This is a genomic window from Bacteroides sedimenti, from assembly GCF_040365225.1.
In the GTDB taxonomy this organism is placed as follows: Bacteria; Bacteroidota; Bacteroidia; order Bacteroidales; family Bacteroidaceae; genus Bacteroides; species Bacteroides sedimenti.
Map to the genome: position 1 here is coordinate 1,776,699 of NZ_AP028055.1, position 16,810 is coordinate 1,793,508.

Annotated in this window: 12 protein-coding genes; 7 read left to right on the plus strand and 5 right to left on the minus strand. The window is 39.6% G+C overall.

Translation table 11 applies throughout. The annotated features are described in order from the left end of the window. Nucleotides 1–79: 79 nt before the first annotated feature. The 3 genes from ABWU87_RS07155 to ABWU87_RS07165 form a co-directional block, all read right to left on the minus strand. The gene (locus ABWU87_RS07155) at nucleotides 80–2,485 is read right to left on the minus strand and encodes a GumC family protein (protein ID WP_353334300.1); all 2,406 of its coding nucleotides are present in this window, start codon (nucleotides 2,483–2,485) and stop codon (nucleotides 80–82) included. A gap of 31 nt (nucleotides 2,486–2,516) precedes the next feature. Further along, the gene (locus ABWU87_RS07160) at nucleotides 2,517–3,320 is read right to left on the minus strand and encodes a polysaccharide biosynthesis/export family protein (protein ID WP_353334301.1); all 804 of its coding nucleotides are present in this window, start codon (nucleotides 3,318–3,320) and stop codon (nucleotides 2,517–2,519) included. Between the two features lie 220 nt (nucleotides 3,321–3,540). Continuing rightward, a complete protein-coding gene (locus ABWU87_RS07165) occupies nucleotides 3,541–4,596 on the minus strand; it encodes an HNH endonuclease signature motif containing protein (RefSeq protein ID WP_353334302.1) in 1,056 nt (351 codons plus the stop codon). A gap of 563 nt (nucleotides 4,597–5,159) precedes the next feature. Here ABWU87_RS07165 and ABWU87_RS07170 point away from each other — a divergent pair. Together ABWU87_RS07170 and nfo are read left to right on the plus strand one after the other, a co-directional pair. Then, on the plus strand, nucleotides 5,160–6,527 hold the full coding sequence (locus tag ABWU87_RS07170) for a TrpB-like pyridoxal phosphate-dependent enzyme (protein WP_353334303.1): 1,368 nt from the start codon (nucleotides 5,160–5,162) through the stop codon (nucleotides 6,525–6,527). 245 nt (nucleotides 6,528–6,772) lie between these two features. Continuing rightward, complete coding sequence (gene nfo / locus ABWU87_RS07175; RefSeq protein WP_353334304.1) at nucleotides 6,773–7,612, plus strand: deoxyribonuclease IV; 840 nt, start codon at nucleotides 6,773–6,775, stop codon at nucleotides 7,610–7,612. Between the two features lie 977 nt (nucleotides 7,613–8,589). Here nfo and dnaK read toward each other — a convergent pair. Further along, nucleotides 8,590–10,500, minus strand: coding sequence for a molecular chaperone DnaK (gene dnaK / locus ABWU87_RS07180; protein ID WP_353334305.1), 1,911 nt, complete (start codon nucleotides 10,498–10,500; stop codon nucleotides 8,590–8,592). A 372-nt stretch (nucleotides 10,501–10,872) separates the two neighbouring features. Between dnaK and ABWU87_RS07185 the strand changes: the two genes are divergently transcribed. The 5 genes from ABWU87_RS07185 to recA all read left to right on the plus strand — a co-directional run bounded on the left by ABWU87_RS07185 (nucleotide 10,873) and on the right by recA (nucleotide 15,932). Then, a complete protein-coding gene (locus tag ABWU87_RS07185) occupies nucleotides 10,873–11,997 on the plus strand; it encodes an ABC transporter substrate-binding protein (protein WP_353334306.1) in 1,125 nt (374 codons plus the stop codon). Continuing rightward, entirely contained in the window at nucleotides 11,994–12,992 is a 999-nt protein-coding gene (locus ABWU87_RS07190) for a FecCD family ABC transporter permease (protein ID WP_353334307.1), read from the plus strand. Before ABWU87_RS07185 ends, ABWU87_RS07190 begins: the two co-directional genes overlap by 4 nt. Nucleotides 12,993–13,123: 131 nt before the next feature. Beyond that, on the plus strand, nucleotides 13,124–14,317 hold the full coding sequence (locus ABWU87_RS07195) for a saccharopine dehydrogenase family protein (protein ID WP_353334308.1): 1,194 nt from the start codon (nucleotides 13,124–13,126) through the stop codon (nucleotides 14,315–14,317). A gap of 105 nt (nucleotides 14,318–14,422) precedes the next feature. Beyond that, entirely contained in the window at nucleotides 14,423–14,869 is a 447-nt protein-coding gene (gene bcp, locus ABWU87_RS07200) for a thioredoxin-dependent thiol peroxidase (protein WP_353334309.1), read from the plus strand. Between the two features lie 22 nt (nucleotides 14,870–14,891). Continuing rightward, nucleotides 14,892–15,932 carry a recombinase RecA gene (gene recA / locus ABWU87_RS07205; protein WP_353334310.1) on the plus strand — a complete coding sequence of 347 codons (1,041 nt, stop codon included), beginning with the start codon at nucleotides 14,892–14,894 and terminating at the stop codon, nucleotides 15,930–15,932. Nucleotides 15,933–16,191: 259 nt separating this feature from the next. Here the strand turns inward: recA and ABWU87_RS07210 are convergent, their stop codons facing one another. Continuing rightward, nucleotides 16,192–16,725 carry a hypothetical protein gene (locus ABWU87_RS07210; protein WP_353334311.1) on the minus strand — a complete coding sequence of 178 codons (534 nt, stop codon included), beginning with the start codon at nucleotides 16,723–16,725 and terminating at the stop codon, nucleotides 16,192–16,194. Nucleotides 16,726–16,810 lie beyond the last annotated feature (85 nt).

Sequence of the window (16,810 nt, forward strand, 5' to 3'; positions counted from 1 at the left end):
ATTTATTTTAACAGTTCCGACAGCCTAATATTCAGTTACGGAACCCTATTTTATTTCCGATAATATCAGATGATATGAATTAATCTTCGTCAGCAGACTTTTTACGTCTACGTGTCTTCTTATTATTCTTTTCTTCTTCGTTATAGCCATAACCATAACCGTAACCATAGCCATAACCATAGCCGTAACCGTAGCCATAACCTTTTTTACCAGTTTCTACACCATTAATCAAAAGAGACATATTAATCAGCTTTTTCTGGTCCATAATATCATTTGCATATTTCAACGCTGTTTTGTTGGTGTATTTCATACGACAAACATATACGGTTGAATCTACTACACGATTAAGGATTAAAGTATCAGAAACAATTCCGATAGGTGCCGAATCCACTATCACATAATCAAATTCTTCACGGAACTTTTCAAATGCGCTGTCTAATGTCTCTTTCACCAATTGCTCCGAAGGATTTGGTGGTACAGGTCCTGCAGGTAAAGCATACAAGTTTGGATGGATGCCTGAAGGAATCACCAAGCTATCCAGATCTTTCTCGAAGCCTGATAAATAATTTGTGATACCATTCTTTGCATTCAGTTTGAGATACTCAGCCATTCTTGGTTTTCTAATATCCAGACCTACAATCAATACCTTTTTATTCAGAAGTGCCAAGCTAATTGCAGCATTGATACTAACAAAGCTTTTACCTTCACCACCTTGTGTAGATGTAAACAAGATAACCTTTTTATCTACTCCCAACATAAACAGAAGATTTGTTCTTAAGGCACGGAATGCTTCAGTAATAGACGAGTTATCGTTTTCCTTAACAACCACGTTACTTTCAAATTCATGTTCCGGAATTTCACCCAATATTGGCAATCTAGACAGTTTATCAACATCAGCACGCGAACTGATTCGATACTGGAATAAGTCTGTGATATAAATAAGTACTACAGGTATTACTACTCCAAGAACAAAAGCTACCAAGTAGATAATTGAACTTTTCGGAGAAACAGGTGCATCTGAAGCCAAAGGAGCATCAATCATTTTAGCACTGTTCGCACTCGCCGCGAGTGAAAGCGAGTTTTCTTCTCTCTTCTTGAGCAGCATCTCGAACAAATTAGCTTTGATTTGTTGCTGGCGTGAAAGTTCAATAAATTCACGTTCCTGAGTAGGTGCATTTGAAATATGTCCTCCATACAGTCTTGCCTGGCGATTTACATCTCTTTTAGTTATCATCAATCCATTGTGAACACTATTAATTGCAGTAGCAATATTTCCTTTCAAAGCATCGATTTTCCCATTCAGGCCTACTACCGTCGGGTTACTTTCTGATGCAGTACGCAACAACCGTTCACGTTCCAGTACGGTTTTGTTATATTCACTGATGGTTGCAACCAGAGTTGGATCACTTAATCCAACATTACTTGGAATGAGGGCGTATTTATTTGATCTGTTATTTATATGCTTCTGGAGATAATCTACCAAGTTGAGCTGTGTTTCAGTCTCAACCATCTTTCTTTCATATTCATTACTGTTCTGAAGATACATCTGAACATCAGTCTGAATATCTGTCAGCCTCTGGCTTCTCTTATAATTTTCAACTGTTTTTTCAGCAGAGCCCAGTTCTTTATCAATAATGGCGATACGATCATCAATAAAGAGCTTCGTGTTCATCGCTACTTTATTCTTATCTTCCATTGCATCCTGGTTGTATACATCAACTAACTTGCTCAGGAAATCTTCTCCACGTTTGCGATTCGTTTCGGACAAAGAAACATTCACCACCGATGTTGTCTTAGAAGTTGGAGCCACAGCCAGGTTATTCAGATAATATTTTGCTACCCGAATAGGCCTGTTAATTGTAACCTGAATCACACCATTAAGCATTGGTACATTAGGACGATATGCAACTGTCAGATCACCAACGGAAGTTCTTAGTAATGCCGGAAGATTATATAATGTTTTATTTACTATCTCTTTATTTACCGTTCCTTCAACTTTCAGGCTCTTGTCCTGATTCATGGTCATTTTCAAAACAATATTGCCAGACAAAGTATCGAGCACAGCCGGATCCATTTTAACCTCAATCGGGCTTCTACCATACAGATCGGACGATGAAATCGAGCCTTCCAGTTTGTATGATGTATGCAATCCTAAAGCATTAACTACAGACTTTATGGTAGATTTTGATTTTAATATTTCAATTTCATTATCTATATTATTAGATCCGCCCAATAAGCCCATGCCTTCAAAAACAGCCATTTCGCTGGTACCATTTCCTCCTTTTTTATCATCTCTGATAATAAGTGCAGCAGATACATTATAAACTGGCGTGGTAAATCTTAAATAAACAAAAGCTCCGGCCAAACAGACAATTATAGAAACTACAAACCATTTCCAATAGGACAGATATTTAAAAATCAATTCTTGTATATTAATTTCTTCTGATTGGTTTTCCTCACCAACTTTATTAATTTCTTCAGACATATTATTCGTTAAATTAAAAATAGACTTCTTATCATTTAAGGATGGTAACCATTAAACCGGCTAACGAAACAAGTATGGATGTGGTCGATATCAGAATACCTGTCATTGAACCAATTTCTGAGCCTTGAGCTTTGGCTTTATTTGGCTGTACATAAACTATATCATTTTGTTGCAGATAAAAATAGGGTGAAAAAATAATGTTTTTATCATTTAGGCTAAGTACTACAACTCGTTTCTGCCCGTCTTCCATCTCACGGATAATCTTCACATTATCTCTTTTTCCATATACTGTAAGGTCGCCAGCTAAAGCCAGAGCCTCAAATATGTTGATCTTTTCGTTTTCAACCGTATAAGTGTTCGGACGGGTTACTTCTCCCAATACTGATATTTTGTAGTTAACCAAACGAACTGTTACTATTGGTTCTTCCTTTAAATACTCTTTCAACTTACTTTTCAGCAGACTTTCTGCTCCGGTTTTTGTTAATCCACCGAGCTTCACTAATCCTAAAACAGGGAAATTCACTCTTCCTTCATTATCAACCAAATAGGTTTGCATAGCCGGTTGAGTCGTAATATTGTTCTTGATTACTGAAACCGGAGATGGCACTGTGAGATTAAAAGGATATGCATCTTCAGGATTTGTGATTGTACTTACCGTGATAGTTAGCAAATCCTTCGGCATGATCGATGCATCATACAAAACAGCACTCTTTGCATAATCATTTTCTGTTAGTTTCTCAGATTGCTGCAAGTAAGGTACACTTTTATAGGATGAACATGCAGATAGTCCTATAACTGCAATAAATATAAGAAAAATATAACTCTTTTGCTTCATGGCACTGCATTCAATTTCTCTAAAATATTAAGTCGTCGCAAAGATAGTGATTATATCCGGTTCTTTACATCATTTTAACAAATTATTCTCTTTTGTTACAACCAACCCCCTTATTAATAATAAATTAACAGTTAAATAAAAGAAAAGTTTATCATTAATTAAATTAATATAATACAATATTTATTTTACAATTTTGACTTACTACAAAATAAAGACTGACCTACTTGCTTATTTTAAAGGTTAATTTACATTTGTCAGTTAACACTTTAACAAGAAACATTCCATGTTCAGCAAAAGAGAGTTCACCTTGATCCTGGATTTGTTCTGATGCAATCAAAGTTCCATCAATTCTATAGACACAAACAACTGCTTTTTCAGGTGAAGTTATCATTACTCCTTTTTCGCTAGACCAAGCTCTTACCGCTGTCACTTCTGCGCCAGCATCAATTCCTGTATAAATCTGATCCATCCTATCCCCCCAGATATATTCTACAAATAAGGGATTATCAATAAAAGGATTTCTGTTTTTTTGGATTGTATAAACGGCGTTGTTACGATTTATCTCTTTCTCACTAACCGGATCCTGGCGGTGCCATTTTAGCAGCAGATTAATTGCCCAATTCTGAAAACATGGATAGCTTGTCTGATTAAGCATTACAGTCCCGGTATAATTCCATGAAGCAATTTTATCTTCATAACAGGTGGCCATATATAAATAACTTCTGGCAAAATCACCTTTGTATTCATCAGCAGGTTCAAAGACAACACCACTATAACCTGGGAAAGTAGAATTACCCAATTTGCTGAATCCGCTATTCGACTGGTATATCTCACCAGCAGTTTCGCCAAAAGGATAATTACCCCGTTTATTATTCACCAGTTTGTCCGCTGGATACATATGGAATAAGTCAGTATACATAGGTGATGATTGAACCCCACCAAACCAGCTATTAGGAAAAGAGTGCTCCCGGTTATACTTATCTCCTTCCACTGTACCACCACTACCTGTGTCTTGATCTGTAACAAAAGTAAAGTTGGAAGTTGATGAATACATATCCCACACTTTCCCATCGGTCCGTTTGTCCGTCGTTTGAAAATCGGTCCACAAATTAGTATACGTACGTTGCACATGATCTTTTATAATTAGATAAAGTGCAGTCTTCAAGGAGGAATTACTTTTTCCTTCGGCATTATTATAATAGCCAGAAGGAATCTGGGAATATGCAATTGCAACAAAGAGCTGCATTACAAATAAAAGATACGTTCTCTTCAACATAATCAGCAAGAATTTAAGTTATTGAATTCTATTTCAGTTATTGATTCATTTTTATCTCTTATCTTCTTATCTACTATCTCCTTCCAGCTTATCGATTAAATCCTCTTTTCACTACCCTTCGGTATGGCCCCTGATGAGTAAAATAAAGAAATGTAGAATTCTATGCTAACAAACCAGAAGCTTGAACACAGCAGAAAATAAATGCTTTCGTTTTATTATGTACATAATCATCAAAGGAACAAAAAACACATTATTTATACAAATAAAATCGGAATAATATTTTATTAAATAAGTTTACAGAAAAGTCCATCAACTCATTATTCCGGAAAGTATATCACATATAGCATTCTTTTAAATATGACTATTAAATTAACCTGATATTGACAAAACTGAAAGAAGAAACGATATTTAATTAACAATAATGCTTTTCACTCAACTTCTTCGGAACAACATACATGGCAAAGTTCAAACTTAAATAAAACAACAAAATACACAACATATATTCGGCAAATACAAAATAAATATGTAATTTTGTAAGCAATAAAACTAATAATATAGACATTATGAGCAACAAAACAAAAAAATTCATACTTCCTGAAGAAGAAATTCCACACTACTGGTACAACATTCAGGCAGATATGGTAAATAAACCACTGCCTCTTCTTCATCCGGGAACCAAACAACCTATGAAGGCTGAAGATTTATATCCGATTTTTGCAGAAGAACTATCTAAGCAGGAGCTGAATCAAACAGACGCATGGATTGAAATACCCGAAGAGGTTCGTGAGTTATACAAGAATTACCGCAGTACTCCTCTTGTACGCGCTTACGGATTGGAAAAAGCACTCGGAACACCAGCTCACATCTACTTTAAGAATGAAAGTGTCAGTCCGGTGGGATCACATAAATTAAATTCTGCTCTTGCACAGGCATACTATTGCAAAAAAGAGGGAGTTACTAACATTACAACAGAAACCGGTGCTGGACAATGGGGAGCAGCACTTTCCTACGCCGCAAAAGCATTCGGACTGGAATTGGCAGTATACATGGTAAAGATCAGCTATGAACAGAAACCATATCGCCGTTCCATCATGCAAACATTCGGAGCACAGGTAACTGCATCTCCATCCATGTCTACCCGTGCCGGAAAAGATATTCTGACCAAATACCCAAACCATCCTGGTTCACTTGGAACTGCTATTTCCGAAGCTATCGAACTGGCAACCACAACTCCAAACTGTAAATATGTTCTTGGTTCGGTACTTAACCAGGTTTCTCTGCATCAGACAGTAATCGGTCTGGAAGCAGAAAAACAAATGCAGATGGCAGGTGAATATCCCGATATTGTAATTGGTTGCTTCGGAGGAGGTTCAAACTTTGGAGGAATCTCATTCCCATTCATGCGTCACAATATTCTTGATGGCAAAAAAACCAGATTCATCGCTGCAGAGCCTGCTTCATGTCCAAAACTGACAAGAGGTAAGTTCCAGTATGACTTTGGCGACGAATCAGGATACACACCCCTACTGCCTATGTTCACTCTGGGACACAACTTTACCCCGGCCAATATTCATGCCGGTGGTCTTCGTTACCACGGTGCGGGAACTATCGTTTCTCAATTGATGAAAGACGGATTAATGGAAGCTATCGATTTGAAACAACTCGACACATTCAACGCCGGCGTTGTATTTGCACAAGCGGAAGGTATTATTCCGGCTCCCGAATCTTGTCACGCAATTGCAGCTGCCATTATTGAAGCCAACAAATGCAAGGAGACAGGCGAAGAGAAAGTTATCCTCTTTAACCTCTCTGGCCATGGTCTGATTGATATGTCTTCATACGACAAATATTTCTCAGGAGACTTGGTAAACTACACACTTACCGATGAAGCCATTGCCGAAAATCTTGAAAAAATAGGTAGTCTTGCATAATTAAGGCACTTTACGAATATTTTGCGGACAAGGAGTCTCGTCATTGAAGACGGAATCTTTGCCCGCATTTTTTTGTAGATATCATAGTCCTGCTAAAAAATATTCGTGAATAATTTTTCATATTTGATGCAACAAATCTTCCACCCCACATGCAATTAATCAATTTATTGCTATCTTTGGTTCATTAAGGTCTGCTTTCTGTCTAGAACGGCATATCTTAGGATTAATAAATAAATTTATTGTATATGAAATATATTGGAGCACATGTAAGTGCATCAGGCGGAGTTGAATTCGCGCCGGTAAATGCACACGAAATCGGAGCAAATGCTTTTGCCCTTTTCACCAAAAACCAACGGCAATGGGTTTCAAAACCCCTAACAGCGGATAACATTAAACTGTTTAAAGAAAATTGCGAGAAATACAATCTGAAGTCAGAATACATATTGCCCCACGACAGCTACCTCATCAATCTGGGACATCCCGAAGAAGAAGGTCTGCAGAAAAGCCGGGCTGCCTTTCTGGACGAAATGCAACGCTGCGAACAGTTGGGATTAAAATTGCTTAACTTTCATCCGGGCAGTCACCTGAGTAAAATATCTCCGGAAGAGTGCCTCAACAGAATTGCAGAATCCATTAATATGGCTCTGGATAAAACCCAAGGAGTAACCGCAGTTATCGAGAATACTGCCGGACAAGGTACCAATATGGGAAATGAGTTCTGGCACTTAAAATACATCATCGACCGTGTAGAAGATAAAGATCGCGTTGGAGTATGTCTCGACACATGCCACACATTCACAGCCGGCTATGATTTTCTGGATGAAGAAAATTATGAAAAAATATTCAGGGACTTTGACGAAACAGTGGGATTCAGCTATCTGAAAGCCATTCACCTGAACGATTCCAAGAAAGCACTCGGCACACGAGTAGACCGTCACGACAACATTGGAAAAGGATTCATCGGACTGGAGTTTTTCCAACGTTTCATGAAAGACCCTCGATTTGACAACATGCCAATTGTCCTCGAAACTCCCGACGAATCACTCTGGAAAGAGGAGATTGCCTTACTTAGAACTTTTGAGTAATCATTAAATAAATTGCAGGGGTATCATAATTCAAAAGAACAATACATCCGCAAATAAGTAGTTAGAGATATAGCCAAAAAAGAATTTCTATCTGTTTATTTACAACTGGTACTTATATAACTAGAAACGCTGCCCCATATCCGGACGCAGCGTTTTTAGTATATATCCATTAATTCCGAATCATTTATTTCTTTTAAATAAACTAATCCATAAATTACTTCAGCTTCTTAATAATCGATTAATTTTCAACTCTACAGTTCATATTAATCAACTGGCCATTGAAAACAAAATTAGGAGAAAAATGAACTCTTAAACACACGTTGAGTAAGCGTTTTTATTTTTTCAATCATCTGCCTTGGTGGAAAAGAGTGTAAAATAGAAAATGTTGTCAATATCCAACCAATGTATATAAGGGTGGAGTTGGGAACTTGTTTTATCATTTCTTGTCCGTCAATATTTACTAATACAGTTTCTCTAAAGTTTGTAAGTGTCGCCAGAAAAAACAATGAAAGTCCAACAAACACCCCAATTATGGAAACATAGAAGTTCGTTGTCCACCAATAATTTATTTTTTTGTTTATACGAATCGGAAGTCCTAAAAGTAAGCAAATAAGGATTGTCATGCATGAGATAACAATCGCAATTAGTGGTTGAATAAGAAAAGTCCAAACAACCCATCAAAGCCAAGATCGTTGTCAAACAGTGCAAAAACCATATAAATACAAAAAGTAGCAATAAAAGTCAAAGCTACCTGAAATCCCAATATTAATATATTTAGTCCCTTGCTCATCATGTCTTTCTATAGCAAATATTCATGCCTCGATTGCTTGTATAGCAAATGTAATTATTTATATAATCAATTAATCATTTTACATCGAAATATTAATACGATGTTAAATATACAACATAAAAAAAATCGCAGTAAAACATTGTCTTACTGCGATTTTATAATCATTCGCTATCGTTGTTAACAGCTTTTACTTCACTTCTTCAAAGTCAGCATCCTGAACGTTGTCGTCTTGCCCCTTGTCTGAACTTCCACCTTGAGCACCAGCACCAGCCCCCATATCAGGACCAGCCTGACCGGCACCCTGAGCATACATCTGTTCGCTTGCAGCTTGGAATACCTTGTTCAGTTCGGCAGTTGCAGCATCAATGCCTGCAATATCCTGAGCCTTGTGAGCTTCCTTCAGCTTAGCAAGAGCAGCTTCAATCGGAGCTTTCTTATCAGCAGGAAGTTTATCGCCCAGCTCTTCCAGTTGTTTTTCAGTTTGGAAAATCATGCTGTCAGCTTGGTTCAGCTTGTCGATTCTTTCGCGTTCATTCTTGTCAGCTTCCGCATTTGCTTCAGCTTCAGCTTTCATACGTTCAATTTCGTCTTTGCTCAAACCACTTGAAGCTTCGATACGGATAGCCTGTTCCTTACCGGTAGCCTTATCTTTAGCTGTTACTTTCAGAATGCCGTTAGCATCGATATCGAAAGAAACTTCAATCTGAGGAATACCACGACGGGCAGGAGCAATACCAGCCAGGTTGAACTGACCGATTGATTTGTTCTGGCTTGCCATTGGACGTTCACCCTGTAACACGTGAATTGTCACTTCGCTTTGGTTATCTGCTGCAGTCGAGAATACTTCACTCTTCTTGCAAGGAATAGTTGTGTTGGCATCAATCAGTTTAGTCATCACACCACCCAATGTTTCAATACCCATTGACAATGGAGTTACGTCGAGCAGAACCACACCTTTAATTTCGTCAGTCAATACCGCACCCTGAACAGCAGCACCTACAGCTACCACTTCGTCTGGGTTTACACCTTTAGAAGGAGCCTTACCGAAGAATTTCTCTACAACATCCTGTACAGCAGGAATACGGGTTGAACCACCAACCAAGATTACTTCATCAATATCTGCATTGCTTAATCCGGCATCGCTCATTGCTTTACGGCAAGGTTCAACACAAGCCTGGATTAAATCGTGGCACAATGATTCAAACTTAGCACGGGTCAAAGTCTTAACAAGGTGCTTAGGTATACCACCTACCGGCATAATGTATGGCAAGTTGATTTCGGTAGTAGTTGTAGAAGAAAGTTCAATCTTCGCCTTTTCAGCAGCTTCCTTCAAACGTTGCAAAGCCATTGGGTCCTGACGCAAATCAATTCCTTCTTCATTCTTAAACTCTTCAGCCAACCAGTCGATAATCTTCTGGTCAAAGTCATCACCACCCAGGTGAGTATCACCGTTGGTAGAAAGAACTTCGAATACACCGCCACCAAACTCAAGGATAGAAATATCGAATGTACCACCACCTAAGTCGAATACGGCAATCTTCATGTCTTTGTGAGCCTTGTCAAGACCGTATGCCAAAGCTGCCGCTGTTGGTTCGTTCACGATACGTTTCACTTCCAGACCGGCAATCTGTCCGGCTTCTTTAGTAGCCTGACGTTGAGAATCGCTGAAGTATGCAGGTACAGTAATTACCGCTTCAGTTACCTCTTGTCCCAGATAATCTTCAGCAGTCTTCTTCATTTTCTGAAGAATCATTGCAGAAATTTCCTGTGGAGTATAAAGACGTCCGTCGATATCTACTCGCGGCGTATTGTTGTCACCTCTTACTACATTAAAAGGAACACGTGCAACCTCTTTCTGTACCTGATCCCAAGTTTCACCCATGAAACGTTTGATAGAGAACACTGTACGTTGTGCATTAGTAATTGCCTGACGTTTTGCAGGATCACCCACTTTACGTTCGCCACCATCAACAAATGCCACAATAGAAGGAGTTGTACGTTTACCCTCGCTGTTTGCAATTACTACAGGCTCGTTGCCTTCAAATACAGAAACACAAGAGTTTGTAGTTCCTAAGTCGATTCCAATAATTTTTCCCATGATTATTATTTATTTTCTAATTTATTATTCTGTTTATTGCCGGTCGCTCTCTGATCTACTCATTACGGGGCGGAGCAACCGTACGCCAATTAATAAACAAACCTTGTGCCAAAAACAATATCGAACGGAAAAGTTTTTGTGGATGACAGCAAAGTTTTCTTTTTTAGGATAGTTTATGACAGTTTTTCTGCCGTTCTGTCAGAAACTCATTTTAAATGACAGAAGAGCCTTATTACATGATAAAACAATTCAGCCCAAACAATGGCATTACCATTTGGATAAAACCAATTAAGCGTCACCAAAGAAAAGCCCTTTCAACTGATACTTACTTACAGCAAATTATGTACCTTTGCAATGATTAACAACAAAAAAATGAAATATCTATTTTATATATTACTGACAATAACTACTCTGTTTACCAGCTGCACACAAAAGCAACCGGCAAACAGTATGAAAAACGGGAAAGAACAAAAACTGAAATATGCCCAAGGCTTTTCCATTAGCCAACAAAAGGACTATACCTGTGTAACCGTATTCAATCCGTGGAAAAAAGGGGAAATATATGCACGCTACTACCTGGTGAAAGATGCCGGAACAACAGTACCCGAAGATGGGAAAAAGATAGAGGTTCCCCTAAAAACATTGGCTGCCAACTCGGCAACCTACTTTGAGTTTCTACAGATGCTGGGAGAACTCGACAAAGTAACCGGTGTATGCAGTGCCGCCTGGATATACAACCCAGAAATCCTGAAAAGAGTGAGAATAGGAAAAATCAAAGACCTGGGAGATTCATTCAATCTGGATATCGAAAACCTGTTGATACTCCGTCCGCAGGCAGTTATGACACCAGCCTACAATGCGGAAGACGAAAATTCAAAGAAACTGGTTCAATGCGGAATACCGGTCATCTACAACATCGAATGGCAAGAGCAGTCGTTACTGGCACGTGCCGAATGGATAAAGTTTGTAGGAGCCTTTTTCGACAAATCAGCTCTGGCAGACAGTCTGTTCAATGATGTGGAAAAAAGATACAAAGAAGTATCATCATTGGCGCAGAAAGCCAAAAATCGTCCTACCCTGATGTCAGGACAGGATTTCCGCGGCACATGGACAATGCCAGCCGGAAGAAGCTTTACTGCCAGAATGTTCCGTGATGCCGGTGGATCATATTTTTATGAGAATGACACCACCAGCGGAAGCATCTCCACCAACATTGAACCAGCACTGATTAACTTCAGCAAAGCCGATATCTGGGTAGGCGTTCAGGCTGGTTCGTTGGACGAACTGAGCAAAACAGACGTAAAATATAAGCTGTTCGATGCTTTCAAAAAAGGAAATGTATATAATTACAACAAACGAATGAATGCCACCGGAGGGAACGACTACTGGGAAAGCGCTGTTGCCCGCCCCTATCTTGTTCTGAGTGATATGATAAAAGCTCTTCATCCGGAACTGTTGCCCGGATACGAGTTCACCTATATGCAAAAACTGAAATGAGAACACGATTTATACTGCTTATACTCTTGTTCATTATCGCATTTGGATGCGACATCGCCTTTGGCAGTGTAAATCTGTCATTAGCCGACGTATGGGCTACCCTCACCGGACACGGGAACGACAATATTTACCGTGAAATCATACTGAACCACCGCCTGCCCAAGGCCCTTACTGCAATTCTTACCGGAACCGCCCTCTCTGTGGCCGGTGTGCTAATGCAGACCCTGTTCCGCAATCCGCTTGCCGGGCCCGACGTACTGGGAGTTACCTCCGGAGCCAGTCTGGGTGTTGCGCTGCTAACACTGGGCACCACTACCCTTCCCTGGCTACTCATCGCCGGATGGGGACAGGTATTGGCAGCCGTACTTGGAGCCGTCGGAGTACTATTGCTTATCGTTATCGTATCAGTCAAAGTACCGCAAACAGTCTCTTTGCTTATAATCGGAATGATGTTTGGTAACTTCGCCGGAGCTATTGTAAGTATTCTTCAAAGCACAAGCAATCCGGATACTTTAAAACTCTTTATCTCATGGACTTTCGGCAGCCTATCAGCTGTCAGCTGGAATTACATGGCGATTATGGCCCCCATCGTGCTCATCGGCACAGTAATGGCTTTTATCCTTCAGAAAAAACTCAATGTGCTTTTGCTCGGCGAAAAGTATGCCGCCGGACTTGGAGTTTCCGTTCTCCATACCCGACTATGGATTATTCTGGCAACCGCCTTGCTGGCAGGAACATCTACCGCATTTACAGGACCTATCGCATTTATTGGCGTAACCATACCTCATATTTCCCGGGGTATTTTTCATTCTTCCAATCACAAAACAATTATTCCCGCCTCCATACTTTGCGGAAGCGTAATTATGCTTATCTGCGATCTTGTTTCACAGATGCCGGGCAGTCAGGGCACCCTACCCATCAACTCGGTGACAGCCCTTTTCGGCGCCCCTATCATTATCTGGATTATTGCCAGAAACGGCGGAATGGGCAAATAAATTTCATCAACACACACGTTAAAACTTTGTCAATAAAGGGGGATATTTATTACAGAATTATTTCCCCCGCTTCAATTATTTATTTATCTTTGCTCAAGTTATCAATATTAAAACAATTAAATTACACTTAAATGGGTAGAGTTCTAATTATTGGTGCCGGCGGTGTTGGAACCGTTGTTGCACACAAAGTGGCACAGAATGCCGATGTTTTCACAGATATCATGTTGGCCAGCCGTACCAAATCAAAATGTGATGCGATCGCAAAAGCAATTGGTGGAGATAGAATTAAAACGGCTCAGGTAGACGCCGACAATGTGGATGAGTTGGTTGCTTTATTCAACGACTTCAAACCGGAAATCGTGATCAATGTGGCTCTTCCTTATCAGGACCTCACAATCATGGATGCATGTCTGAAGGCGGGAGTCAACTACCTCGACACAGCCAATTATGAGCCAAAGGATGAAGCTCACTTTGAATACAGCTGGCAATGGGCTTATCAGGAAAAGTTCAAGGAAGCCGGACTGACAGCTATTCTTGGATGTGGTTTCGACCCGGGAGTAAGTGGTATTTATACTGCTTATGCAGCAAAACATCATTTCGACGAAATGCACTATCTGGACATCGTAGACTGCAACGCTGGCGATCACCACAAAGCATTTGCAACTAACTTCAATCCGGAAATCAATATCCGTGAGGTTACCCAGAAAGGAAAATATTTCGAAAACGGAGAATGGGTGGTTACTGAACCGCACGAAATCCATAAGCCGTTGAATTATCCAAATATCGGTCCTAAAGAATCATACGTAATTTATCACGAAGAACTGGAGTCACTGGTAAAGAACTATCCAACTCTGAAACGTGCCCGTTTCTGGATGACCTTTGGACAAGAATACCTTACACACCTTCGTGTAATCCAGAACATCGGTATGGCTCGTATTGATGAAATCGATTACAACGGACAGAAGATTGTTCCTATTCAGTTCCTCAAGGCTGTTCTTCCTAACCCAGGAGATCTGGGCGAGAACTACACTGGCGAAACATCCATCGGATGCCGTATCCGTGGTATCAAGGATGGCAAAGAACGTACTTACTACGTATACAACAACTGCAGCCACGAAGCAGCCTACAAGGAAACAGGCGCTCAGGGTGTAAGCTACACCACCGGTGTGCCTGCCATGATTGGTGCCATGATGTTCCTCAAAGGAGAATGGAAACGTCCGGGTGTGTTCAATGTTGAAGAATTCAATCCGGATCCGTTCATGGAACAACTCAATAAGCAAGGCTTGCCTTGGGTAGAGGTGTTCGATGGCGACTTGGAACTCTAAAAAATAAAGCATGGACCAAGAGAGTGCTCGCGTACTGCGGCACTCTCCCACTACCACTCTTAACAATTTCTATCTTTATAAATATGAACTAAAAACAAAAGTATTATGAATGTAGGAGACAAAGCCCCTGAATTATTGGGCAAAAATGAAAAAGGAGAAGACATCTTCCTCAGTAGTTATAAAGGTAAGAAAGTGGTACTGTACTTTTATCCCAAGGATAATACTTCAGGATGCACCGCTCAGGCCTGCAGCCTCCGCGACAGCTATGATGATTTGCGGAAAGCCGGATACGAAGTTATCGGAGTCAGCGTAGATGATGAGAAATCGCATCAGAAGTTCATCGAAAAACATGCACTTCCTTTCACACTGATTGCAGACACAGAGAAAAAATTGGTTGAGCAATTTGGCGTATGGGCAGAAAAGAAAATGTATGGACGGTCATACATGGGTACCCTTCGCACCACCTTTATCCTCAACGAGGAGGGCGTTATCGAACGCATCATTACCCCTAAAGAGGTAAGCACCAAAGAACACGCTCAACAAATATTATAAACAAGTTACAAACTACTAATTTATGGCAAAGAAAGACAGCGATGAATTAAATTTTCAAACAAATATGGCATCAAGCGAAAAATTAAAGGCCCTACAGGCTGCCATGGATAAGATAGAAAAAAGCTACGGCAAAGGTTCTATCATGAAACTCGGCGATGACAATGTGCAGGAAGTAGAAGTAATCCCTACCGGTTCTATTGCATTAAATGCAGCATTAGGAGTTGGTGGTTATCCACGGGGAAGAGTAATTGAGATATACGGACCTGAATCTTCCGGTAAAACAACACTTGCCATCCATGCGATAGCACAGGCACAAAAGGCTGGCGGTATTGCCGCCATTGTTGATGCGGAACATGCATTCGATCGTTTTTATGCAGCAAAACTGGGAGTAGACACAGACAATCTTTGGATATCACAGCCCGACAACGGAGAGCAAGCACTGGAAATTGCAGAACAACTCATTCGCTCTTCAGCTGTTGACATTGTGGTAATCGACTCTGTTGCCGCACTGACTCCGAAAGCTGAAATTGAAGGCGATATGGGCGATAACAAGGTGGGACTTCAGGCTCGTTTGATGTCTCAGGCATTGCGTAAACTGACTGGTACAATAAGTAAAACCAAAACTACTTGCATTTTCATTAACCAGTTACGCGAAAAGATTGGCGTTATGTTTGGTAATCCCGAAACCACTACCGGTGGTAACGCACTGAAGTTCTATGCTTCCGTACGTCTTGACATCCGTCGCGTCAGCCAACTGAAAGACGGAGATGAAGTTATCGGTAACCAGACTCGCGTAAAAGTGGTGAAAAACAAAGTGGCACCTCCTTTCCGTAAAGCGGAATTCGACATTATGTTTGGCGAAGGAATCTCTCGTGCGGGAGAAATCATCGACCTGGGTGCCGAACTGGGTGTTATCAAGAAGAGCGGTTCATGGTACAGCTACAATGACACCAAACTGGGACAAGGAAGAGACGCCTCTAAACAATGCGTTAACGACAACCCCGAATTGGCAGAAGAGCTGGAAGGACTTATCTTCGAAAAGCTGAAAGAGCACAAAAACTAATCCTGCTTCAGGAAAAGATATTAGAGCGAACCGGAGGAATCATTGATTTCTCCGGTTTGCGTTTTTATTTCATTCATTTATCCAAGTAACTGGGATAATGTATTTCACTCCAACAAAAGATGTCTCTAATTTACAAAATCTAATTACAACAATTTATGAGTAATTCAGTGGGTATAGTTATTTGATAAAAACCTTTAAACATTTTCAAGGGATTAGAAATAAGAGAATCTTTGATCTGCATTAGTACTTAAATTAGACTTTAATATGTTATAGCCTTTATGCAATAACTCATAGGAACAAATTTTTTATCTAAGAAGACTATGATTGTAAAAGTGTTATAATTCTTATTGGCCAAAAAGAACTCAACACAATAAATCTCATTATATTCTATTGCATTGTAAAGATATAGTCTATAATAATTTCGTTTAAAAAGTGAACGCTTACTAAAGCGCTCACATTTACTACTAATTTTAATAACGTTACTCTTTATTTGAAAATATTTTCGTTCTAAGCTATCCAAGTATTCTTTATTCGGAATGCTGTCTTTAAGCAAATTAATATCTTCCAAGCAATTAGCCACATCGTAAACATTGCTTGGTTTTCCATTAGTAGCTCCATTAAACTGTATTTTAAGTTGATTAATTCGCGCTTCCTTTTTTAAGACATTATCACAAAAATATTTTACAGCACTTTCTTCAACAACACCAGCATTATACGTCTGCGCTGAACTATTCATAATAAAAAAACACAGTAAAAATATAAAATAAACTAGTTTCATCTTATTAATAATCATTGTATTGCCAATTTGCATTTTCTTGTATTTTACTTTTTTATAATTATAAATAGTAAGATCCTAATGAATAAGGTCATAAATCATA